This window comes from Gammaproteobacteria bacterium, from assembly GCA_013816845.1.
Taxonomy (GTDB): domain Bacteria; phylum Pseudomonadota; class Gammaproteobacteria; order DSM-16500; family DSM-16500; genus Aquicella.
The window spans coordinates 147,065-170,456 of record JACDDU010000003.1; the positions used below are offsets into that span (position 1 = coordinate 147,065).

Genomic DNA, 23,392 nt, shown 5'->3' on the forward strand with positions numbered 1-23,392 from the left:
GGGCTAATGTTTTCGTTAATTTACTCTTTTTACAGCCAAATTGCATAGAGGTCCTGAAGCTAGACTCGGTTCGCTTGCTTCAATTAGGACAAATATGGTACTGTATCGCCAAATTATAAAATATAACAACCACCCATGCTTCGTATTAGTAAATTAACAGACTATGCCTTATTGATTATGGGGCACATGTCGATCGCGCCTGTTGCTACCTTGAGTGCATCTCAAATCGCACAAGCACTGAATTTAAATGCACCAACGGTTAGTAAGATTTTGAAAATGCTTGCTGAAGGTGACATTGTACTTTCCGTGCGCGGTAGTATTGGTGGCTATCATTTAGCGCGACCGCCGGGTGAAATTACCGTGGCGCAAGTGATCACGATCATGGAAGGCCGACTCATTAAAAGCGAATGCAGTCAGCATCATGATTGCACATTGCATTCGGTTTGCCTGATGCGTGAAAACTGGCAAAAAATAAATGGCTTAGTGCAAGCCTTATTACATCGTTTTACGTTGCTTGATTTATTAAAACCCTTGTCAATGTCGGGATTGATCGATGTCAAATAAACTGATCAAAGAAGTCGTCCAAAAAAATTATCGCTATGGTTTTGTAACAGCGATTGATTCAGATACGATTCCGCCTGGATTAACGGCGGATGTCGTGCGTCTCATTTCTGCAAAAAAAAATGAACCAGAATTTTTATTGGCTTGGCGATTAAAAGCGTTTGAACATTGGTTGACGTTAAGCCCGCCGACTTGGGCGCATCTCCATCATCCACCCATCGATTATCAAGATATGATTTATTATTCTTCACCTAAATCAAATAAAGATGGACCAAAAAGTTTAGATGAAGTGGATCCAAAGTTATTAGAAACGTATAACAAGTTAGGTATTCCACTTCACGAACAAAGTATTTTGGCGGGTGTGGCAGTTGATGCTGTATTTGATAGTATTTCTGTTGCAACTACCTTCAAAGCCAAGCTCGCCGAAGCGGGCGTCATTTTTTGCTCCTTTTCAGAGGCCGTACAAAATCATCCCGAACTCATCAAACAGTATTTAGGGACAGTCGTTCCTTATCGTGATAATTTTTTTGCTGCTTTAAATGCAGCAGTCTTTAGTGACGGCTCCTTTGTGTATATTCCGAAAGGCGTCCGTTGCCCTATGGAGTTATCGACCTACTTTCGTATTAATGCTGCAAAAACAGGTCAATTCGAACGTACTTTAATTGTCGCTGATGTCGGTAGTCATGTCAGTTATCTCGAAGGATGCACGGCACCGCAACGAGATGAAAATCAATTACACGCAGCGGTCGTTGAATTAATTGCTTTGGAAGATGCACAAATCAAATATTCAACTGTGCAAAATTGGTATCCCGGCGACGAAGAGGGCCGCGGGGGTATTTATAATTTTGTGACGAAACGCGGTCATTGTCGGGGTGCGCGCTCTAAAATTTCATGGACCCAAATTGAAACGGGTTCTGCGATTACTTGGAAATATCCAAGTGTTGTAATGCAAGGTGATGACTCGGTCGGCGAATTTTATTCCGTGGCTTTAACCAACCATTATCAGCAAGCTGATACGGGAACAAAAATGATTCATATCGGTAAAAATACGCGTAGCACCATTATCTCAAAAGGTATCTCTGCAGGGTTTGGCCAAAATACGTATCGGGGATTAGTGCGCATGATGCCAACTGCCCAAGGTGCGCGTAATTACACCCAGTGTGATTCTCTATTGTTAAGCGAACAATGTGGCGCCCATACTTTTCCTTACATCGAAGTTAAAAATAAAAGCGCACGCGTCGAGCATGAAGCATCAACTTCAAAAATTGGTGAAGAACAATTATTTTATTGTCGCCAACGTGGTTTGACGACAGAAGATGCCATTTCGATGATCGTCAATGGATTTTGTAAACAAGTATTTAAAGAATTGCCGATGGAGTTTGCTGTTGAAGCACAAAAGCTATTGGAAGTTAGTTTAGAAGGTGGGATTGGTTAGAATTATATAATTATTACAACGAAGGTTAATTAGTATGTTAGTGATAGAAAATCTTTGCGTCAGCATCTGCGATCAAAATCGTAGTGCAAAAGAAATTTTGCGGGGCGTGAATTTAACAATTCGCCCAGGCGAAGTGCATGCCATCATGGGACCCAATGGATCAGGCAAAAGTACGCTTGCCAATGTACTTGCGGGCCGGGAAGATTATCAAGTCACTGCGGGGACGGTCGAATTTAATGGGATTGATTTGCTCACCTTGACGCCTGAAGCACGAGCTAATTTGGGTTTATTTTTAGCTTTCCAATATCCCGCAGAAATTCCCGGCGTTAATAATACCTATTTTTTACGAACTGCTTTAAATAGTATACGTAAACAAAAAAATCTACCTCCCTTAGATGCAGCTGATTTTCTTTTGATGATTAAAGAAAAAATTAAAGCCGTAGGGCTCGATAATACTTTTTTACAACGTGCGTTGAACGAAGGCTTTTCCGGCGGTGAAAAAAAACGAAATGAAGTTTTACAAATGCTAACGCTCGAACCCAACTTTTTGATTCTCGATGAAACCGATTCCGGTCTTGATATTGATGCTTTGCAGCGCGTCGCAGCTTGTGTCAACAGTTTGCGCGATGGCAAGCGGAGCATTTTAGCGGTCACCCATTATCAACGTTTGTTAGATTATATTGTCCCAGATGTTGTGCACGTTATGTGTGATGGACTTATTTTAAAGTCGGGTGATAAAAGCTTAGCGCTTATGTTAGAAGCAAAAGGTTATGGCTGGATCAAGAGTGAAGCAAGACTATGATTAAAGCCGCAACCGTGCTTCCCCAACCCTCTTTACTTGCACCTTTGCCCTTAAAGGATGTGCCGTTATGGATGAATCAAAAGCGCGATGCGCATTGGCAAGCTTTTTTGCAACATGGATTGCCAACGCGTCAAGATGAACGTTGGAAGTATGTTGATCTTAATATTCGTGAAGCTTTGCAATTAGCATCGGCCAAATCTATTCATCCTGCGATACAAAAATCGGACGCAGTGCTGGATGACAGTATCAATGTATCCTTTGTAAATGGTTATTTTCAGCCCCTACCCGCACCTGATTCTATTATTGTTTGCTCAATTCGTGAAGCTTTGCAAAATCACGAAATTTTGATTAAACCTTATTTAGAAAAAACATTAGATGCAAAAGATGCAAAACGTTTTCCCTTAGCTAATTTAAATGCAGCTTCTTTTGAAGATGGTTTGTTTTTATATATTCCAGCGAATTGTAAAGTGGCGCTTCCTATTCAACTTTTATCTTCTGTGTGCCTGGCGGAAACTAAAATCGCACTGCACCATCTCATTGTCGTGGATAAAAATGCACACTTGGAATTTTTAGAAACGTATCATTCGAGCATTGAATCATTAACGGTACAAAATAATGCGACGCATATTTATTTAGAGGAAGGGTCAACGATAAATTATTACAAATTACAGCATGAAAATGCTGCAGCCATTCATATTGCTTATACCTACATTCATCAAAGTAAAGCCAGCATGTGTTCTTACTATAATTTTACTAATGGCGCACATTTTTCTCGCGATGATGTCGTAATTGATTTACAGGGTGAAGGAGCATTAGCAAAAGCATTTGGTTTTTATCAATTACATCACCCTGATCAATATGTCGATCAACACTTAGAAATTTTGCATCACGCATCGCATACGCAAAGTAGTATGTTTTACAAAGGTGTTTTGTATGCGCAGAACCGTGGCGTGTTTAACGGACGTTTATTGATTGCCAAAGACATTAAAAAGATTAAAGCCGAGCAAACCAATCATAATCTCTTACTCAATAATCGCGCAGAAATGAATTCTAAGCCCGAGTTAGAAATTTATGCCGATGATGTGCAGTGCAACCATGGCGCAACGATAGGCGAGCTTGATGAAGCTGCAATTTTCTATTTACGCGCGCGAGGATTATCGAAAGACGCGGCGATTCACACCTTATTAAAAGGTTTCAGTGAAGAAGTTTTTAATACGATTGAAAATATTTTAGTTAAAACGTATCTAAAAAAATGGTGCCAAAATGAAAACGATTCGAGTGAAGCCTAATGCACCCCTGGATCACTATTTTGCGTCCTTACGCAATGATTTTCCTATTTTGCGCCAAACGAATCGTGGCAAACCGCTTATTTATTTAGATAGCGCTTCATCTGCGCAAAAACCTCAACAAGTCATCGATGCAATCAGTTTTTTTTATTCCCATGATTACGCCAACATTCATCGTGGCATTTACGAACTCAGTGAACGCGCGACCCATCTTTATGAGCAAGTACGAAGCAAAGTAAAAACTTTAATTCATGCACAATATGCTGACGAAATTGTGTTTGTGCGCGGTACAACGGAAGCTTTTAATTTATTAGCAACAACCTTAGGTGAACATTATTTACAATCGGGTGATGAAATTATATTAAGTGTAATGGAACATCATGCCAATATTGTTCCTTGGTATTTTTTACAAAAAAAATTAGGCATTCATATTCGAGTCACCCCGCTTTTGCCAGACGGCAGCTTAGATATCGAAGCCTACAAAAAATTATTTTCAGCGCGCACGAAACTGGTGAGCTTGGCCCATGCTTCAAATGCATTAGGGATTATTAATCCTGTTAAGGAATTAACAACGATTGCGCATCAACATGATGTGCCCATTATCATTGATGGTGCGCAAGCTGTCCCGCATCTCCCCGTTGATGTAAGCGATATTGATTGTGATTTTTATATTTTTTCTGGCCATAAACTTTATGGACCAACTGGTGCTGGGGTTTTATATGGGAAAGCATCATGGCTTGCCAAATTACCGCCCTATCAAGGCGGCGGTGACATGATAGAAACTGTGGCATTCGATCACGTCACCTTTGCTAAGCCGCCGCAACGCTTTGAAGCGGGAACACAAGACTTAGCCAGTGTCGTCGGTTTGGGTGCTGCCATTGATTATGTCCAACAGATTGGTATGCAGGAAATTTATCACCATGAGCAAGCCCTATTGCATTATGCAACTGCGCGTCTCAATACGATCCCAGGTTTAAAAATCATTGGCACTGCAAAAGAAAAAATGGGCGTCATCTCCTTTGTTATAGAGGGCATTCATCCTCACGATGTTGGCACCATTTTGGATGACGAAGGTATTGCAGTGCGTGCATCGCATCATTGTGCCATGCCGCTCATGCAGTATTTACAAGTGCCTGCCACGATCCGAGCTTCATTAGGTTTGTATAACAATGAAAATGAAATTGATGCTCTAGTTGAAGCCATTTTGGTTGCGAAGAGGTTATTTAGCTGATGTCGTTACGAGAACTTTATCAAGAGATGATTATCGACCATGGCAAATCACCGCGTAACTTCGGGACACTTGCTCTTGCTAACCATCGGCAAGCTGGGCATAACCCTTTATGTGGTGACAAATTAATGATTTATGTTTTGGAAAAAGAAGGTTTAGTAGAAGATGTTCGTTTTGAAGGCGCGGGGTGCGCTATTTCCATGGCCTCAGCTTCCTTAATGACTGAAGCCATCAAAGGAAAAGAACTCGCAGCCATTGACCAACTTTTTACTCATTTTCATGAACTCGTGACGCAAGGGATAGAGCCTGAAACGTCTATCGGTAAGTTAGCGGTCTTAGCAGGTGTTGCGGCGTATCCTGTTCGGGTTAAATGCGCAACGCTTGCTTGGCATACTTTAAATGCTGCGTTAAAAAATGAATCGCAACCGGTCAGTACAGAATAGGAGGGGGTATGGATCAAACATTAGAAATTATGGTAAAAGCGGCAGCTTGTAAATATATCCAAGCCAAAGTGCAGCAAGAACAAGGTGCCGGTTTACGTCTTACGATTAAAAAAACAGGCTGTTCTGGTTTTTCCTATGCTCCTTCCATTGTGACAGAAGCTTTACCGGACGATGTCGTGATTAAAATCGAAGAAGGTCTCGTTTTATTTATCGATCCAAAATGGTTATCTGTATTTCATCACCTCATCATTGATTACGTTGAAGATGATAAGTCCGGTTTAAAACAAAAACGTCTCACTTTTACCAATCCCAATGAAGGCGAGCGCTGTGGATGTGGTGAAAGTTTTTATTTGGGGGATTAATTATGCATCGTCAAACTACCATAGAAGTAAAACGCGATGTCGAAGCAGTCTTAATTCCTACTGGCGTCAAAGTGACTTTGGTGCAAGGTACGCAAGTTCATGTAACGCAGGCCTTGGGCAATGCTTATACGCTTTATGTAAATGGTAATCTTGTGCGTTTGGCGGGCAGCGAGGGCGATGCAATTGGGTTAGTGGTTCTAACCGAACCTGATGTGGATGAAATGGAAGGAAGTTTAGAAGATAAAGTATGGGCACATTTACGTACATGCTTTGATCCTGAAATTCCAGTCAATATTGTTGATCTTGGTTTAGTGTATCAATGTGAAGTGACACAAGTTGAAAAGGGTAACCATGACATTCTCATTCAAATGACCCTGACTGCGCCGGGTTGCGGGATGGGCCCAGTTTTAGTTCAAGAAATTGAAGAAAAAATAAAGCGTCTTGATACGGTTAATACCGTGCAAATTGATTTAGTATTTGATCCACCTTGGGATCGAGACCGGATGACGGATGAAGCTAAATTACAACTCGGATTATTATAATTTTGATGTGGAGAATGTTATGAGTGGTCAAGAAAGAATAAAACAACAGATTGAAAATCATTCGATTGTTCTTTTCATGAAAGGCAATGCGGAAATGCCGTTATGTGGGTTTTCGGCGCGCGCGGTTAATATTTTAAAATCTTGCGGTGCACCTTTTGCAACTATTGATGTGTTACAAGATGATGAAATCCGCCAAGGGATCAAAGTTTATTCCAACTGGCCTACTATTCCTCAACTCTACATTAAGGGTGAATTCATTGGCGGTAGCGATATTATTGCTGAAATGTATGAAGCTGGAGAATTGCAAACGTTAATCCAAGATGTTGCAATCTCTTAAATCTGACTGCCTCTAAAAGAAAAAAAACTTCCCCCGATAAATCAGGGGAAGTTTTACGTTATTTTTTACCTAAGCCAGGTGAAGTCGGTGCCATTTTGCAATGAGGATTTGTCTCAGGACTTGATCTTTTAAACAAGGGTAGATCGTAATGAGAAGCAGGTCGATGCATCGGTTTGAACTCATGTTCGTATAAAGCCACTTTTGCTTTTAACGCGGTTAAGTCATGGTTTATTTCAGGATACAGATGAGGGGTAAAAATTAAAACTCGATCATAAATACTTTTCTTTTGTTCGGTTAAGATAGCAATTTGATCCGTATCCATGTTAAGAAGATCAATCCGTTTTTCAAGGTGCTTTAATTCTTTCAACCATTCTTCTTTTTTTGTCATCATCCCAGCTCCATTTAAATGAAGTATTGAGGATAAGAAATAAAACTTAACGAAATATTAAATTTAGTGAGAATATTTGGAAGAAATCTTTTTCCACCAGGTGAGTCGTGGTAAATAAAGTAATAAAAAAATTAACACGGCAGTAAAAACAGCAGTTAAATATAAGCCAACAGAAACTGCAAGACCTACCGCGGCCGTTGCCCACAATGTTGCAGCTGTGGTGAGGCCTGTTACATAATCACCTTGGCGAAAGATGATGCCGCCGCCTAAAAACCCAATACCACTGACAACTTGCGCTGCTACTCGAGAAGGATCGCCTTCCGTTAGATAGAGTCCGACAATACCAAATGCACACGAACCAAGAGAAATTGCCCCATAAGTTCGAATGCCGGCAGACACAATATTTCGGTGACGTTCCCGTTCCCAACCAATTAAAGCCCCGAGAAAACAGGCAAATATAATTCTAAAAAACATTTCCAAATCTGCTTGTAGCGTCTGTGCTATGAGCATTATCTTTTCCTTAAGATTTTTTTTATGCTACACCACCTTCATTCATTTCGCTATTGGCTAGAATATGCGCGCGCATGGCGTGACAAGTTGCTTGCATTACATGAATATTATGAATAGCAGAGAGATGAAAATACGCAATCAAGCCTTGTTTGAATAAATAATGTAAGTATGCGCGGGAAAAATGTTGGCAAGTGTAACAAGTGCATCCTTGCAAGATCGGTGTCTCATCGCACGCGTAACATGCTTTCTTAATATGAATATGTGCAGGACTTTCACCATTCGTAAATTTAAGCCAATTGCCATCGCTGACAATTTGACCGCAGTATAAAGTACCATGCCGCGCATTTCGGGTGGGGGCGACACAATCAAAGACATCCACGCCCCCTTTGACGACATCGAGTAAATCTTGTGGATTGAGCCCAACGCCCATCGTGTAGCGAATCTTTTCTTGTGGCAAAGCGGGTACGACCCAATCAAGAATTTCAACCGTTTTTGCCATATCAAAACCAATGACTTCGCCCCCAATGGCAATGCCATCCAAGGGTTGGTTCAAAATAAATTCGGTGCTGATTTCACGCAAGTCACGAAAACTGCCTCCCTGAATGATGCCAAATAAAGCTTGGCGGTGACCGTACGGCGTGCATGGGTGGGCTTGATGCTCTTCAATAGAAGCTGTTAACCAACGGTGCGTGCGTGCTAAAGCGGCCAAGGCACGTTCTCTTCCGCCGATTTCAGGCGTACATTCATCAAAGGCCATAATGATATCAGCGCCAATAATTTTTTGGGCATGGATCGAACTTTTTGGGGTAAGGTGTAAAATTTTACCCGTTACCGGATGTTTAAAATGTGCCCCTTCTTCATCAATAACACAGATGCTGCCTTTTTTAGCCAAGCTAAAGACTTGGAAGCCTCCACTGTCAGTTAGCATTGACTTGGGCCAACCCATAAACCGGTGCATGCCGCCTACTTTTTCAATAACCTCCAAGCCCGGTGTGCAAAGCATATGATACGTGTTGCCCCCTAAAATTATTTCACTACCATTTTGGGCTAAATCTTGTGGGGTAAGGTAATTAAGCATAGCGCGCGTGCCAACGGGCATAAATGCGGGCGTGAGTACATCACCATGCGGGGTGCTCATTTGCATGACCCGCGCTGGGAAATCTTTATGTTTTCTGACGAGTTTCGATTTAAAAGTATTCATGGGGCGCAAGTTTATTTTTATTTTTGGCCTTTGGGAATGGATTTCGATAAAATCTGGCCATGACAATGAAAAAACAATTTTCTCTGATCGATAAGCTTTGCTTACATGTTGATCAAGTGCTCCGTGCTTTAAGCAACAATGTGGAAACGACAGGTAAACCCTATCCTGCTGAAAACATGCCGGATTCAGCGCTAACTGATCTATCCCGCAAAGAAGCGGCTTCGCTCATGCGCATCAACCATGCGGGTGAAATTTGCGCTCAAGCCTTATATCACGGGCAATCCTTGGTTTCCAAAAATCCAAAGCTAGCCCAGCAATTACAGCATGCGGCAATGGAAGAAGGTGATCATTTGGCCTGGTGCTCACAACGCATTGAAGAACTTGGCAGCCATACAAGTTATCTCAATCCTTTTTGGTACGCAGGATCCTTTGGTATTGGGATCTTCGCAGGCTTGATGGGTGATGCGTGGAGTTTAGGTTTTGTTGCAGAGACTGAACAACAGGTGGTAAGCCATTTACAAAAACATGGGGCACAGCTGAAGACGTTGGATGCCAAGAGTTATTGCATTGTTCAACAGATGGAGCAGGATGAGAATCAACACCGCCAAGATGCGATTCTGTCCGGGGCGAAGATATTGCCGGATGCCGTGAAGAAAGCCATGGCGATGACGTCGAAAATCATGGTGAAAACGACATATTGGATTTGATAAGGTTAAAACGATTTACTCTTCTTTCTCCACCACGTTTTTATAAATTTTCGAGCATCCTGTAAAAACGCGGTGGTAGAGCGGTAAGTTTTTTAAGCCTGTGACATTAATAAAGCACCGGCTTGGACTAGCCAAACAACCCAAACAATTTCAAGAAAATAGGGAAACCAGTGTCGACGCACGGCCCAGTAAATTAAAGTGGGAACGAGAGCGATAAGAACGGGTATCGCTAAAATCGCAAGTAACCCACGAGCTATATTGCCCGCTTGGCCGACCGTAAAGACATCCGTTAAAACTTGTGCAACCCAATTATGGGCGTCCATCAGCCATTGTACAGCTTGCTGCGCATAATTCATCGCAAACACAATCAAGGTACTTAACAAAACCAAGGCAGCAATTTGTTTTAACATAAATGTTCCTTATTTCTGACACGGTTACGAAAAGGGTAATGGGACAAGCTGCATTTGTAAACTAATCTAAGCTTTTATGCCAACGCCTTTTTCTAATAGCTGCCAAGCCCAAATAAAGAGAACGACGTTGAACGCAATAACTAAAATGAATCCAAAATAAATATTGATGTCGGAGATCCCTAATAAGCCAAAACGAAAAGTATCAACCATATTTAGAATGGGATTGAATAAAGAAAAAGTGCGCCAAATGGGCGGTAATTGTTGCAGCGAGTAAAAAACACCACCAAGGTAAGTGAGTGGGGTTAAGACAAATGTTGGGATAAAGGAAATATCATCAAAACGTTTAGCATAAATGGCATTGATAAAACCGCCTAAAGAAAAAATCATGGCGACTAATAAAGCCATAGAAATAACAATCATAAAATTATGCACAGGAACATTCGTGAAGAGAAGTGAAATTAAAGTCACGATTGCACCAACTAGCAAGCCACGAATGGTCCCCCCTAAAATAAAACCCGCAAGCATGACCCAGTTTGGCATGGGGGCGACTAACATTTCTTCTATGCTCTTATTAAATTTGGATAAAAAGAAAGAAGAAGCTGTATTCGCATAAGCATTGGTCATGATTGACATCATTATTAAACCGGGAACGATGTACTGAATATAGGTAAAACCATGAATATCTTTAATTTGGGAACCGATAAATTTACCAAAAATGATAAAGTATAAAGCCATCGTAATCGCAGGCGGCAACAGGGTTTGCGACCAAATCCGCATAAACCGCCAAATTTCTTTACTGACAAGCGTTTGTAAAGCAATCAAGACAGGATAAAAACCAATATGCTGCATAAAACTCCTATTTATTATTATCCAGTATGAGATCCATAAACAATTCTTCTAAACGATTGGTTTTATTCCGCATACCAATGATAGGAATGGAAGCTGTAGAGAGTTGAGTGAATAATTCATTGAGCGTTTGGCCACGATGTAACTCCACTTCCAATGTTGTTTCATCAATAGGATGTAAAACAAATCCAACTAATTTTGGCAATGCTGCTAGCGCATTATCCAGTTCAAGAATAATAGTTTGTACATTTAAGCGGTTAATCAAAACCTTCATGTTGGTATTTTCAATAATTTCGCCACGATCAATGATCGCCACGTTTTTACATAAATGTTCAGCTTCTTCTAAGTAATGAGTGGTTAAAATGATGGTAGTACCTTCTTGATTACGCTTGGTTAAAAAGCGCCATAAGGTGTGACGTAATTCAATGTCGACACCCGCAGTAGGTTCATCAAGAATTAAAAGTTTAGGTTCGCTCATGAGGGCACGAGCAATCATTAAACGGCGTTTCATTCCACCAGAGAGACGAAAAGCTTGGGTATTACGCTTTTCCCAAATCCCCATTTCTTTGAGATAAGTTTCCATACGTTGGGTTGCGACATGGGCTGGAATGCCATAATAACCTGCTTGATTAATGAGAATATCAGAAATTTTTTCAAACAAGCTAAAGTTCATTTCTTGAGGTACGACTCCGATCAATGCTTTTGCCTGATGTGTTTGCGTATCAAGATCATATCCAAAGATTTTAATTTTGCCTTGGGTCTTAGTAATTAAAGAGCAGATAATGCCGATGGTTGTCGATTTTCCAGCGCCATTTTGCCCGAGCAGCGCAAAAAAATCGCCTTCTTTGACGGTAAAGTTAATTCCTTTAAGTGCGGTAACACCATTGCTATAAATTTTTTGCAAATGGGTTACAGCTAAAGCATCTGTCATAGTGTTTTGATCCGTTGCAAAAGATAATGGAGCGCCATCGCGCGATGGCTAATTTTATTTTTTTCAGCAGGAGCAAGTTCAGCAGCAGCGCAATTTTTAGAAGGAACAAAAAATATGGGATCGTAGCCGAAGCCTTCTGTTCCACAAGGTTCGGTTAAAATGGAACCTTCAAAGTATCCTTCGCAAACTATCGGTGCTGGATCATCAAATGATAGCATTAATACTAAGACGCAATAAAAATAAGCGTAACGATCCCCATCGGGAATAAAGCTCAATTCTTGCAATATTTTGCTCATGTTGTCTTTTGCGTTCGCCTCGGGACCTGCATAACGAGCAGAATAAATGCCTGGACGTCCGGCGAGTGCGGGAATGATTAATCCAGAATCATCAGCAAGCGCCGGTAATTGACTTTGTTCGGTAGCATGTCGTGCTTTAAGAATCGCATTTTCGATAAAAGTGGATCCTGTTTCTTCAGCACTTTGGATGTTAAATTGACTTTGCGGAATAATGTCGATTTTTAAAGGGGTTAAGAGTGTTTTAAATTCTCTTATCTTTCCCTCATTCGCACTCGCTAAAACTATTTGCATCCCGGTTCATCCTAAAAAGAAGCCGCATTAAAGCCTGCAGACATTAAGGGATTCACTAATAAAATAATGAGTAATTGCAAGATAATAAGAGCGGGGATGGGCGAAATGTCAACGCCTGCAACGGGCGGGATGACTCGTTGTAAAGGTCGAATTAAAGGCGAGGTGAGTTGCGCTAATAAAGCGTTAATGGGGGACCGAGGTTGGACCCAAGAAAGAATGGCTTGCAAAATAATGGCATAAAAAAAAGTAAGAATAATAAGTTTGATCGTATCACCCAACACTAAAAAAATTAATCCAGAAGCAACGGGTGTTCTGCCTAACAATAAAATGAGTAAGACAAATTTTAAAGTTTCAAGCAATAGAATAATGACGATGGTCGCCAATTCAAAACGACCCACGTTCGGCAAAACTCGACGCATTGGCTTGACTAAGCCATTGGTAAACTTCACAACGAACTGGACAAGAGGGCTGAAGTAATTCGCACCCGTGTACACTAAAATAATACGGATGACTAAAATAAAAATATATAAATCAAAAAGCGTATTAATTAAAAAGACTAAAGCCCCATTGAGTGATTCCGACATAACTTAAGCTCCTAGTTGATCTGCTAATTCTTCTGAACGTTTTTTTGCAGCTTGTAATGCTTTGCTGAACACAGTTGATAAATCAGCTTCTTGTAAAACGGCTAACGCTTGTTCTGTTGTGCCGCCGGGTGAAGTTACCGCTTTGCATAATTCATTTAAAGATTGACCACTTTCCATGGCCATTTTTATCGCACCCATGCCGGTCTGCAGCGTTAAAAGCTTAGCTGTTTCTTCTGACAAACCTAACTGGACTGCTGCATTTTGTAAACTCTCCATCATTTGAAAGAAATAAGCAGGTCCGCTGCCCGATAATGCCGTGACAACATCCATAAGTTTTTCTTGCTGGACCCAAAGCACTAAACCAACCGCACCCATAATTTCACTTGCGCGTTGTTTATCGACTTCATTCACGTTTGCATCAGCATACAACGCGGTAGCCCCTGCACCAATCAAAGCAGGCGTATTGGGCATGGCACGAATAATAGAAAGGTTTGCATCTAACCAATGATGCATACTTTCTGTTCGAATGCCGGCAGCAATGGAAATAATTAAAGGGCGGCGTGCACAAAGGATGGGGGCAAGACTTAGCAATATTTGTTTAAAAAACTGTGGCTTGATAGCAAAAATGATAACTTCTGCGGCCTTAATGGCTTTTTCGTTATCGATCGTAATATGGACGTTATATTGTTGATGAAGTGAGGATAATTTTTCCTCATTAACATCACTAACCCAAATATTGTGGGGTGCGATGCCATGGTTGATTAAGCCTGCCACGAGACTACCACCCATGTTGCCAGCACCGATCATTGCAATGGTATAAGAAGCCATCATTTCCCTTTGTACGAAAAATTTTGGTCATCTTAGCAGATTGTGGGGCTAAATTAAAAAAAACCCCTTTTGGGTAAAAGGGGTAAAGTGCAGTGCAAGTGGAACCGTGAATTAACGCTAAAGCTTTTATCGACTTTGTAACAATTTAAATAAATTGTCATAACGATTATGAGGACTCCATGCATACCACCCATCAGCTCCGGCTGCTTCAACTGCTTTTAATTGAGCACTAATGTATTTCATTGTATTTTCTTGTGACATCCGGAAATGATAATTTGATAATTCAATATAAGCATAAACTTTCATCGGAACTTGGTTGTTAAATTGCTTTTTTATACCATCTAACGAGTCAAACACAGTGTTGTAAGGTTTGTTGAAATGCACGGCAAAGGGCACATAGTGGGATGGATAAACCATGGGGCAAATGGCATCGACAGTTTGTGAGAAAAGTTTAATGTTTTGGCCAATGTGCTTTGACTCACCGAAGCTCGTTACCCCGAAAACATCGATTTGCAGAGGAACCTTTTGTGCAGCAAGTTTCGCCTTGTACCACTGAATAATAGTGTGAATGTCGTGTGAATTTTGCGCAGATGGTTTTTGCTTGGTATTGTAACGAATATAATCCAATTGAATTTCTTGAGCGCCCCAATCGACAGCTTGTTGCACTAGCTTGTATTTTTTTTGCCAAATAGCCGGATCCTTAATATGGGCAGGCGTTCCACCATCTGGAAACATAACGATTCGAGCTACATACTTAATGTGGTTATCGTGGAGTAATTCTAGGTTCGCTTGATAACGCTTGGATGGTATTTCTAAGTCAACAACGAAAGTATCGATCTTGGCAGCTTTCGCTTTACCAATTAAACTGCGCAAAAATGAAGTGTTTTCGAAGTTCCATTGGGTAATATAGATTCCCTTAATTGGCTTGGGACTTAATGGCTGCGGCGGTGATGCGTAACTTGTGAGCGAAAAAAAGAAAAGAGACCAAAAAACTATTGCCTTTCCTAGACATTTTTTGATCATGGTGGCTCGGCCTTATTGTCATTATTGTTAAATGATAATTAAGTTATAACCTAATTTGGCCTCTTGTGATTATGGTACAATTAGCCTACCGACACCCTTCCCTTGGTTTAAAAAAACTCACTCCTTTGTAAGTGTTTTAGATGAAATCAATCAATTTATTTTTTTCGTTCACCAAAAATAGCCGTACCAATTCGAACTTCTGTTGAACCTTCAGCAATTGCCGCTTCAAAATCTTGTGACATGCCCATGGATAAAATGTCGAGCGCAAATCCTTCTTGACGTAACGTTTGAAAAAGTTCGAATAGACGATGAAAATGTTCACGTTGTTTTGAAAAAACTAAAGCAGGCTCTGGTATCGACATGAGACCCCGAACTTTTAAGCGTGATAGTTTTAAACAAAAATTAAGTAAGGGACGTATTTCAATTTCACTTAATCCGGCTTTTGATTTTTCCTGATTAAGATTCACTTCTATTAAAATATTGATCGGTGGCAAATTTGAGGGTCGCTGTTCATTTAATCGTTTTGCAATTACGTCGCTCGCAACGCTTTCTACCCACGCAAAATGAGTAGCTATTTTTTTTGTTTTATTACTTTGCACTTCCCCAATAAAATGCCATTCAATAGATGGCTCATTCAAGCTTTTAATTTTTAGCAAAGCTTCTTGCAAATAATTTTCACCGAACGAAAGTTGCCCTTCCGAAAATGCTTCTCTGATTTTTTCGATGGATTGGCCTTTGCTAGCCGCAAGTAATTTGACAGCCCCTTTCGGTCTTGCATATTTTATTTCATGAAGACGAATTAACTTTTTAATTTCATTCAACTTTTCTTTAATCACTTTTAATCCTAATTCAAACTGATAAGTTAGCCTTAATTATCCCATAAGCTAAGTACTTTATAATAAGGCATTTTATAATACATGGTAACTATTGATGCCCTTCAACCAAAGCACTAAGTCTGATCAGCAGCCTTACGATGAAAATAATAATAATGCTATTTTAAATTTAACTTTGAGTGATATGTCGCCCGAAATATTGCTAGCGATCTTTTCTGAGCTATCTGTACCCCATCTCTTGAATCTCATAACAAACCATTATTATCTTCACTTTATTAATTCACTTTTTTCTGACCCATCTTTTTTCTTAAAAATACTTTGTAATTCGAGCCCAGCGGAACGATTTTTGTATTTACAACAATATCCTGACTACCCTGGCCTTGATGATTCGATCAAAGTATTGAGTAATAACGATGCCATTGTTGTAGCATGTCATGCATTAACGGGTCATTTTTTAAAATTAAATCCGCACCATTTAACACAAGCAGGAACAATTTTAAAATCATCATGGCTTACAAAGCAGCAAGTTGAACAACTCAAAGCTGCTTTGCTCATTATGGGAGATGCTTTAGACAAACGACTTACGAATAATAATTTGTCAGATTTACGATTGTTACGAAATATTTTAACGCATAAACAATATAATAATTATGTTAATTTAAATGGCTTGATTCTTGGAAAGGGCCAGTTTTTAAACGTCAGCGCTCCTTTTGCAAATTTGTGCGGTATTCATTTTAACAATCATTTCCGTGTATGTAATTTTCGTGGCGCTTATTTTGTGGGAAGTACGTTTGAGAATAATATTATGGAAGATCTTAATCTTAGCGGGGCAAATTTTAATAAGACTACCTTTATTAAAACAACATGGGCAAACAATAATTCTGTTAATATGAGTTTAAAGGAAAGTCTTTTCTCAGTTGTCATGGATTCATCCATTTCTCCCTCGCTTAATTTAAAAGATGTTGATTTAAGTCATCTCGTTTTATTAAATTCCGAATCTCTTGATTCAAACGCCTCATTTGCTATTCAACTTAAGGAAAGGTCCGACCAAATTCGAATCCATCCCCAATTCCATCAACTTTCTGATGCATTAAGAAATGAAGCTAAACTTTTTATTGAGAAATTAAGTAAACAAGGTTTGGTTGGATTAGCGAAAGAGAGCGAACTTATTTTTCAAAGCTATTTTTCTTCTTACGCATCGCCGCAGTGTTTATTTTCTTTTAAAAGATCTTTAGGTAGCGACGATGAAAATTCAGAAGATGAGGACGCTAACTTACTTTTAAACTTAAGCCACGCTAATAAAAAGAGTAAGTAATTTAAATTGTTCTATGAGCCTGAGTGATTGTTCGACTCAGGCTATTTCTCCGTTAATCTAAACTGGGTCCTGCATGACGAATCGCGTCACTTACTTCAAATTTTTTGAAATTATCGACGAATTGCTGAATTAAAGTACGTGCATGTTGGTCATGTTGTTTAGGATCAGCCCACATTTTACGCGGATTTAAAAGCTTGGTGTCGATCCCAGGTAAGGACGTGGGAATATCGAGGTTGAAACCAGGTAATTTTTCAAAAGGGGTATTATTAATTTCTCCGTTTAAGATAGCGTCCACGATGGCGCGCGTTACAGGAATGGGAAAACGTTCGCCCCCTAAACCGGAAGCGCCACCTGTCCAGCCGGTGTTGACTAAATAAACTTGACTATCGTGTCCTGCTAATCGTTTTAACAAGAGCTCAGCATAAACTGCTGCAGGTCGAGGAAAAAAGGGTGCACCAAAACATGTACTAAAAGTTGGTTTGATACCCGCACCTTGTCCCATTTCCGTACTGCCGACTAACGCAGTATAGCCACTTAAAAAATAATAAGCGGCTTGATCCGGGGAGAGACGTGCAACGGGAGGTAAGACACCGTACAAATCACACGTTAAAAAGATAACGGCATCGGGTTGTTTTCCATCATTACTTTTAACGCGATTTGGAATAAATTCTCGGGGATAAGCGGCGCGAGTATTTTGCGTTAAGGATGCATCAGTATAATCGGGCAATTTAGTTTCTGGATTAAGGATCACATTTTCAATAACCGTCCCGAAACGAATCGCATCCCAAATTAACGGTTCACGTTCTTGTGACAGATCGATGCATTTGGCATAACAACCCCCTTCGAAATTGAATACGCCAAATTCTCCCCAGCCATGCTCATCATCACCAATGAGAAATCGCTTCGTGTCAGCAGAGAGTGTAGTTTTACCCGTGCCTGATAAACCAAAAAATAAAGCAGTATTGCCAAGAGCATCTGCATTCGCTGCACAATGCATCGGTAAAATATCATATTTAGGTAATAGAAAATTGAGGGCAGAAAACATACCTTTCTTCATTTCACCGGCATAGTGGGTTCCACAAATCAGTAAACATTTTTTAGTAAAATTTAAAATGACTGCCGCGTCACTGTAAACCCCATCGTCTGCGCCACTGGGTTTAAAATTCGGTACACTTAAGATGGTCCATTGACCAGGTTGATTGGTGCGGGGCTGTTCATCATCGTGAATAAATAACACATGGGCGAATAGTTGATGCCAAGCAAGCTCGGTAATGACTTTAACGGGGACGCCATACTCATCATGAGCACCCACTTTAAGATACGAAACAAACGGAATCCCTTGCTCGGTTAAATAAGTTAAGGCTTTATGCCAAAGTTTATCAAAAACTTCTTCTGATACTGGTTGGTTTATCGTGTTCCAATCAACCTCAGTTTCGGTGATGGCATCACGTACGATGAATCGATCTTTCGGAGAGCGACCAGTGCGCCCTCCTGTTTTTACAACCAATGCTCGATTTTCAGCAAGTTCACCTTCTTGACGAAGCAATGCAGCTTCAACCAAGGCTTCCATGGAAAGATTAAGATGCGCAGGTAAATTATTTAGATCAAACATTGTTTCGGGACCAACCATAATCGGGCTCCACTAAGTTCACTACATTGGATGCACAGAGGGGGCAAAGCGTGTTAACGCTGGCCCCAAAAAGATATGGCGGCTATTGTACCCGAAATTAAAAAGAAGACACTAGGGTTGTTGTGTGTGAATTAGGCAGCGCGGCGACAGCGTCGTTGGTAAGCTTGAAATCCTCTTTCGCGATAAATTTGGGCGGCGGCGAAAGGATCATTAGCTTTGATGATGCCCCGGCCCACGATTATCACATCAGCGCCATTTGTTTCAATGGCAAGTTCAGGCGTTATATATTGTTGGCCGAAAGCATCTTTACCTGTTTCTAACTGCACGCCCGGCGTAAAATTAATCCATTTGGGATCCCCAGATAAAGCGCGTTGGGTGACAAATCCCATGACGTAATCCGAGTTTGCTTTAGCCAGTTGTAATGCATTTTCACGATCACTTTCATCCATAAAGTGGCCAGCGGAACTCAGTTCAGCAATCAGCAAGAGGCCTCGACCGAGTGGCATGCCTACTTGCCTTAAGCCTTGAATAATGCCGGGACCGGGAATGATGTGTGCATTAGTTATATGCGCCCAATCAGCAATGCGGTAAATGCCGCCTTGGTATTGATGCATGACTGTATTGCCGATATCAGCAAACTTTCGATCTTCGAATAATAAAAATTGATGACGTTCTGCAAGTTTCACCAAGTCATCAATCAAGGTAGGCGTAAAATCTTCAACAATATCGATGTGAGTTTTAAGTACGCAGAGATGCGGCCCCAACATCTCAGCCAGATCAAGTAAGTGTTGGGCTTGAGTAACATCTACAGACAAGGCTAAGTTCGTCTTTTTTTCATCCATTAAACGTAACAAGCGCGCAAGTATCGCCGATTGGCTTAGGGTTGCACGCTCGGTAAAAGATAAAGTTGAAGTCATGATGCAGATCTTGTTTGGATTAAGTCTTCCACGATAGCGCGCTCGACCGGCGATACTATTTTTTCTGCTAAGAGTGTCGTGAGAATGTCGGTAAGTTTAAGCACACTTTCCGCGGGGAAATGCGCGGTTAAATTAGCAATGCCGCCTTGTTGGCGGTCAATTAACGCAATGGCGCCGGTGATGATCAAGCCACTTGTTTTTAATACTTCGGCTGTTTCTAAAATACTTCCACCGGTGGTGATAATATCTTCAATGAGTAAACAAGACTGTCCTGATCGGTATTCACCTTCAACCATTTGTTTGGTTCCATAGTCCTTTTTTTCCTTACGACGCATGACCATCGGAATTTTTTGCTTGAGTGAAATGCAAGTCGCAATAGGTAAAGCAGTGTAAGGCACACCACAGATAAGGTCAGCAGAAAAATTTTTAGCGCGCAACCAAATGAGATGGGCGACTTTTTCTAATAATTCAGGATAAGAAATGATTTTACGAAGATTGATGTATAAGGGTGACGTTTCACCACTTTTCAAAACGAACTCACCAAATTGAATAGCACCAATTTGATAAAGCTCTGTAATTAAGGCTTTATTTGACATTGTGAGACCTGTAAAAAAAAGCCATCCCCTAGGGGATGGCTTAGCTCAATAATATTACGCTGCAGCTTCGTTTTCGTTATCAGCTTTTGGCGGATTGAGTAAACCTGCCAGTTTCATCGCTCTAGCTAAACGCGTTACTCCGATACCACCACCATATCGAGTAAACATAGGTAAGTTCAAATAAGCATCCAATTCTTTTAAGACCCGTTCTTCGCCAAAGGCACTGTAAAGTAATTTAGAGTAATTACCATCAGAAAGGGTAAAGAAGTTATCACGCATTTCTTGAACATTGGAGGAGCGTTGTGCTGAGCCAATGGTTTCAATACCGTAAAGAATGACGTCGACTTTATTGTAGATACCATCTGCATTATGATGCATGTTCCAGAATGGATGGGTATGTTGTGGAAAGTATTCTAAACTCACAACATTGCCATAATCCCGTTGCATAAAGAGTTCTTGTTCTGCTTTTAACTCTTGCACACCATATTGTAAACAAGCATCGTTATAGAGTAAGGAAACAGGTGCTGGGAATCCTAGATACTCAACCAATTCAGCTTCCATCTTTTTCAACTCATTAATATCCCCGCTTGCCTCAAACTCAAACATTGGAAATATTTTGTCGTGTCGGCCTGGGATTGGGAAAGGTTCATTGCGATAACTGGTGGTTATACAAAAAACCCCGGGAACGCCGGGGTTTTTTAGTAACTCTGCTTCTAACCACATTTGACCCGTCTGCGGAAGCGGATAATTGACCCCATTAAAAATGAATTGTGTAATAGTTTCTGGATCTTCACATGCGGCAAGGATAGATAAACGCGGCTGGGCTGGAACTTCTATAAACCCTCTTTTTTCTTGAAAAAAACAACGGAGCTTTTGGATAATTTCATTGTAAGCGAAGATATCTTGCACGATTTCTTACCCCCTTTGAATGTAGTTATATTAGGCAAAATCTTTGGGATTTTATAGACAGAATTCAATATTGGCAAGGCTTTATTGCGCACACGCTTGTAAGATATTGTATCTATTTATATAAACACTGATTTTCTTTAATCACCAATTTTGCAGTTTAAGTAAAATCGACCTTATTTTACACAAATTCACCCCAAAGCGATACAGTTAACGCGTCCATTTCTCAATAAGTTTCACCTCATTAAAAAATTAAATGCCCGCAGCAAAAGTTTAGAGAAAATGATATTGGGGATCCTCAAGTGGAGCGTTTAAACCAATCAGCCTCACCCTTTTTGGCGTAATAAGCGTAATCTACATTTCTTTCTATTAGCTTTAGCAGAAGGCGACACGGAGAGTTTCTTTATATGCAGTCCTTGTCTTGCAAACCCGCGATAACCTTGTTACTTTCAGCCATAAGTTAAAAGGAATTGATATGATAAATGGAATTAGATTCCTCAGCATTGCTACCTCTTTGCTATTCATTGCAAGTGTTAAGGCAGACGTTTTGCCAGGCCCTGCGATGCCCGAGCAAGTGAGTCGGGCGCTCACAGAAGAGCGAATTGCACCGACGCAGGCAGCCCCCTCTGTCATTACAGCGCCTGAAGAAACGAAGACGCCGGGCGGGGAAGCCGCTAAAAAAATCAAATTTGAATTAAATGGGATCATACTTGAAGGCAATCATGTCTATTCAGACGCGCAATTGCGCCCCATTTATGAAAATAAACTTCATAAAACAATTACCGTAGCCGACTTATTTAGTCTTGTTCAAGATATTACAAATTATTATCGCAATAATGGCTATGTCATTTCCCGAGCTATTTTACCGCCGCAGCATGTAAAAGGCGGCGTGGTTAAAGTCCGTATCATCGAAGGATTTTTAGGGAAAATTGATATTGGTGGGCATCCCAAGGGTGCGCGATGTATTGTCCTTGCATTTGGCGATAAAATTAAGCAATGTCCTCCGCTGCAAATCAAGCGCATGGAAAAGTATCTACTGTTAGCCAATGAAATTCCAGGTGTCGATGTACGCGCCGTTTTATCACCCTCCAAGACAACAACAGGCGCAGCTGATTTAACCTTAATGACTGAAACACAAACCGTTAATGGCTATTTGTCATACGATAATTACGGTACCCGTTATATCGGCCCGCAGCAAATGACTGCCAATGTGGGATTAAATTCTATTTTTGGATCAGGGGATTCGACCCAAATTACCGTCACTAAAACGCCGAAAGGGCAAGAACTTACTTACGTTGATATTAATTATGGTACGCCAATCAATGCGGAAGGCATGCGTTGGTTAGTCGGAGGAACCCGCGCTAAAACCCATCCTTTATTTGTATTAGCACCGGTTGATATTAATGGCTTAAATGTAAATTATTACACCTACCTTAATATTCCATGCATTCGATCTCGAACAGAAAGTTTGACGTTTCAACTTGGATTTAATTATTTAGACAGTCATGTTACAACTTTTAATGAACAGCTTTACACCGATCACCTTCGTCCTATTGGAGCCAATGTCACTTATAATTTTTCTGATAAGTACATGGGTGCCAATTTAATTTATTTAGATCTTCGTCAAGGCTTACCGATTTGGGGTTACACGCAAGATACAAACCCCGCCACAGCAACTACGTCACGTCCCGGTGGCCATGCTGTTTTTTCCAAAATGGATTTTCAGTTAAGTCGCATCCAGGGAATTAGGAATAATTTATCGCTTTACGGTGTGGTCAAAGGGCAATGGGCTTGGAGTGCATTGCTGTCATCTGAACAATTTACCTTCGGAGGACCGCAAATAGGTCGTGGTTACGATGTGGCGGAGCTAATTGGTGACACGGGCATCGCCGGAAGTTTAGAGCTTCGGTATGATTGGGCGATCGGAAAATTGGCGATTCAGGATTTACAACCTTATGTGTTTTACGACATAGGTGGCATTTGGAATTCACACACTTCTCCTTCTATTATTAAAAAGCAAACCGGCACTTCAGGGGGCATTGGCTTCCGAATTTATTTCACGAAAGTTATCAGCGGCAACTTTATGTGGACCCAAACTTTTACTAAGCCTGTTGCAGCCGAAGAATTAATTGGTCGAGGTCATAAACCACGCGTATGGTTTAGTGTTGTTGCCTCATTGTAAAT

The 23,392-nt window shown here is 40.7% G+C and carries 27 protein-coding genes; 12 read left to right on the forward strand and 15 right to left on the reverse strand.

From position 1 onward, the window contains the following. The first annotated feature begins 135 nt into the window (after positions 1-135). The 9 genes from H0W64_06525 to grxD are packed head-to-tail and all read left to right on the forward strand — an operon-like array spanning position 136 to position 6,996. A complete protein-coding gene (locus H0W64_06525; protein ID MBA3661363.1) occupies positions 136-564 on the forward strand; it encodes an SUF system Fe-S cluster assembly regulator in 429 nt (142 codons plus the stop codon). Further along, positions 554-1,996 (forward strand): Fe-S cluster assembly protein SufB, encoded by a 1,443-nt coding sequence (sufB, locus tag H0W64_06530; protein MBA3661364.1) that lies wholly within the window; start codon positions 554-556, stop codon positions 1,994-1,996. The genes H0W64_06525 and sufB overlap by 11 nt, the downstream gene beginning before the upstream one ends. A gap of 34 nt (positions 1,997-2,030) precedes the next feature. Beyond that, complete coding sequence (gene sufC, locus H0W64_06535) at positions 2,031-2,798, forward strand: Fe-S cluster assembly ATPase SufC (GenBank protein MBA3661365.1); 768 nt, start codon at positions 2,031-2,033, stop codon at positions 2,796-2,798. Beyond that, the gene (sufD, locus tag H0W64_06540; protein ID MBA3661366.1) at positions 2,795-4,087 is read left to right on the forward strand and encodes a Fe-S cluster assembly protein SufD; all 1,293 of its coding nucleotides are present in this window, start codon (positions 2,795-2,797) and stop codon (positions 4,085-4,087) included. Before sufC ends, sufD begins: the two co-directional genes overlap by 4 nt. Beyond that, the gene (locus H0W64_06545) at positions 4,062-5,315 is read left to right on the forward strand and encodes a cysteine desulfurase (GenBank protein ID MBA3661367.1); all 1,254 of its coding nucleotides are present in this window, start codon (positions 4,062-4,064) and stop codon (positions 5,313-5,315) included. The genes sufD and H0W64_06545 overlap by 26 nt, the downstream gene beginning before the upstream one ends. Continuing rightward, positions 5,312-5,755 carry an SUF system NifU family Fe-S cluster assembly protein gene (locus tag H0W64_06550; GenBank protein MBA3661368.1) on the forward strand — a complete coding sequence of 148 codons (444 nt, stop codon included), beginning with the start codon at positions 5,312-5,314 and terminating at the stop codon, positions 5,753-5,755. Before H0W64_06545 ends, H0W64_06550 begins: the two co-directional genes overlap by 4 nt. A gap of 8 nt (positions 5,756-5,763) precedes the next feature. Next, on the forward strand, positions 5,764-6,117 hold the full coding sequence (locus tag H0W64_06555) for an iron-sulfur cluster assembly accessory protein (GenBank protein MBA3661369.1): 354 nt from the start codon (positions 5,764-5,766) through the stop codon (positions 6,115-6,117). Positions 6,118-6,119: 2 nt separating this feature from the next. Next, the gene (gene sufT, locus H0W64_06560; GenBank protein ID MBA3661370.1) at positions 6,120-6,659 is read left to right on the forward strand and encodes a putative Fe-S cluster assembly protein SufT; all 540 of its coding nucleotides are present in this window, start codon (positions 6,120-6,122) and stop codon (positions 6,657-6,659) included. Between the two features lie 19 nt (positions 6,660-6,678). Then, positions 6,679-6,996 carry a Grx4 family monothiol glutaredoxin gene (gene grxD / locus H0W64_06565; protein MBA3661371.1) on the forward strand — a complete coding sequence of 106 codons (318 nt, stop codon included), beginning with the start codon at positions 6,679-6,681 and terminating at the stop codon, positions 6,994-6,996. Positions 6,997-7,054: 58 nt separating this feature from the next. Here grxD and H0W64_06570 read toward each other — a convergent pair whose 3' ends face one another. Genes H0W64_06570 through tgt form a run of 3 tightly spaced genes read right to left on the reverse strand, consistent with a single transcriptional unit; the run spans position 7,055 to position 9,095 of the window. Next, positions 7,055-7,387 carry a hypothetical protein gene (locus H0W64_06570; protein ID MBA3661372.1) on the reverse strand — a complete coding sequence of 111 codons (333 nt, stop codon included), beginning with the start codon at positions 7,385-7,387 and terminating at the stop codon, positions 7,055-7,057. Between the two features lie 60 nt (positions 7,388-7,447). Beyond that, a complete protein-coding gene (locus tag H0W64_06575; GenBank protein MBA3661373.1) occupies positions 7,448-7,894 on the reverse strand; it encodes an MgtC/SapB family protein in 447 nt (148 codons plus the stop codon). Positions 7,895-7,916: 22 nt separating this feature from the next. Further along, entirely contained in the window at positions 7,917-9,095 is a 1,179-nt protein-coding gene (gene tgt, locus H0W64_06580) for a tRNA guanosine(34) transglycosylase Tgt (GenBank protein ID MBA3661374.1), read from the reverse strand. Between the two features lie 65 nt (positions 9,096-9,160). Here tgt and coq7 point away from each other — a divergent pair, with 65 nt between their 5' ends. Beyond that, positions 9,161-9,802, forward strand: a complete 642-nt coding sequence (coq7, locus tag H0W64_06585; GenBank protein MBA3661375.1) for a 2-polyprenyl-3-methyl-6-methoxy-1,4-benzoquinone monooxygenase — start codon at positions 9,161-9,163, stop codon at positions 9,800-9,802. 92 nt (positions 9,803-9,894) lie between these two features. Here the strand turns inward: coq7 and H0W64_06590 are convergent, their stop codons facing one another. From H0W64_06590 to H0W64_06625, 8 genes are all read right to left on the reverse strand, one after another. Continuing rightward, positions 9,895-10,212: a hypothetical protein gene (locus H0W64_06590; GenBank protein MBA3661376.1), complete on the reverse strand. Its 318-nt coding sequence runs from the start codon at positions 10,210-10,212 to the stop codon at positions 9,895-9,897. A gap of 66 nt (positions 10,213-10,278) precedes the next feature. Continuing rightward, positions 10,279-11,061, reverse strand: coding sequence for an ABC transporter permease (locus H0W64_06595; GenBank protein MBA3661377.1), 783 nt, complete (start codon positions 11,059-11,061; stop codon positions 10,279-10,281). Positions 11,062-11,068: 7 nt separating this feature from the next. Next, on the reverse strand, positions 11,069-11,989 hold the full coding sequence (locus H0W64_06600; protein MBA3661378.1) for an ABC transporter ATP-binding protein: 921 nt from the start codon (positions 11,987-11,989) through the stop codon (positions 11,069-11,071). Next, positions 11,986-12,576 carry an RdgB/HAM1 family non-canonical purine NTP pyrophosphatase gene (gene rdgB / locus H0W64_06605; protein ID MBA3661379.1) on the reverse strand — a complete coding sequence of 197 codons (591 nt, stop codon included), beginning with the start codon at positions 12,574-12,576 and terminating at the stop codon, positions 11,986-11,988. The genes H0W64_06600 and rdgB overlap by 4 nt, the downstream gene beginning before the upstream one ends. 11 nt (positions 12,577-12,587) lie before the next feature. Further along, positions 12,588-13,160 carry a YggT family protein gene (locus tag H0W64_06610; protein MBA3661380.1) on the reverse strand — a complete coding sequence of 191 codons (573 nt, stop codon included), beginning with the start codon at positions 13,158-13,160 and terminating at the stop codon, positions 12,588-12,590. A gap of 3 nt (positions 13,161-13,163) precedes the next feature. Beyond that, the gene (locus H0W64_06615; GenBank protein MBA3661381.1) at positions 13,164-13,991 is read right to left on the reverse strand and encodes a pyrroline-5-carboxylate reductase; all 828 of its coding nucleotides are present in this window, start codon (positions 13,989-13,991) and stop codon (positions 13,164-13,166) included. A gap of 123 nt (positions 13,992-14,114) precedes the next feature. Beyond that, positions 14,115-15,011: a hypothetical protein gene (locus H0W64_06620; protein MBA3661382.1), complete on the reverse strand. Its 897-nt coding sequence runs from the start codon at positions 15,009-15,011 to the stop codon at positions 14,115-14,117. A gap of 155 nt (positions 15,012-15,166) precedes the next feature. Further along, entirely contained in the window at positions 15,167-15,847 is a 681-nt protein-coding gene (locus tag H0W64_06625) for a YggS family pyridoxal phosphate-dependent enzyme (protein ID MBA3661383.1), read from the reverse strand. A 94-nt stretch (positions 15,848-15,941) separates the two neighbouring features. Between H0W64_06625 and H0W64_06630 the strand changes: the two genes are divergently transcribed. Beyond that, on the forward strand, positions 15,942-17,159 hold the full coding sequence (locus H0W64_06630) for a pentapeptide repeat-containing protein (protein ID MBA3661384.1): 1,218 nt from the start codon (positions 15,942-15,944) through the stop codon (positions 17,157-17,159). Positions 17,160-17,211: 52 nt separating this feature from the next. Here the strand turns inward: H0W64_06630 and pckA are convergent, their stop codons facing one another. The 4 genes from pckA to H0W64_06650 form a co-directional block, all read right to left on the reverse strand. After that, positions 17,212-18,771 (reverse strand): phosphoenolpyruvate carboxykinase (ATP), encoded by a 1,560-nt coding sequence (pckA, locus tag H0W64_06635; GenBank protein ID MBA3661385.1) that lies wholly within the window; start codon positions 18,769-18,771, stop codon positions 17,212-17,214. 149 nt (positions 18,772-18,920) lie between these two features. Next, positions 18,921-19,706, reverse strand: coding sequence for an orotidine-5'-phosphate decarboxylase (gene pyrF / locus H0W64_06640; protein ID MBA3661386.1), 786 nt, complete (start codon positions 19,704-19,706; stop codon positions 18,921-18,923). Next, positions 19,703-20,302 carry an orotate phosphoribosyltransferase gene (locus H0W64_06645; GenBank protein ID MBA3661387.1) on the reverse strand — a complete coding sequence of 200 codons (600 nt, stop codon included), beginning with the start codon at positions 20,300-20,302 and terminating at the stop codon, positions 19,703-19,705. Before H0W64_06645 ends, pyrF begins: the two co-directional genes overlap by 4 nt. Positions 20,303-20,356: 54 nt before the next feature. Beyond that, complete coding sequence (locus H0W64_06650; protein MBA3661388.1) at positions 20,357-21,214, reverse strand: transposase; 858 nt, start codon at positions 21,212-21,214, stop codon at positions 20,357-20,359. A 469-nt stretch (positions 21,215-21,683) separates the two neighbouring features. Between H0W64_06650 and H0W64_06655 the strand changes: the two genes are divergently transcribed. Further along, the gene (locus H0W64_06655; protein ID MBA3661389.1) at positions 21,684-23,390 is read left to right on the forward strand and encodes a ShlB/FhaC/HecB family hemolysin secretion/activation protein; all 1,707 of its coding nucleotides are present in this window, start codon (positions 21,684-21,686) and stop codon (positions 23,388-23,390) included. Positions 23,391-23,392 lie beyond the last annotated feature (2 nt).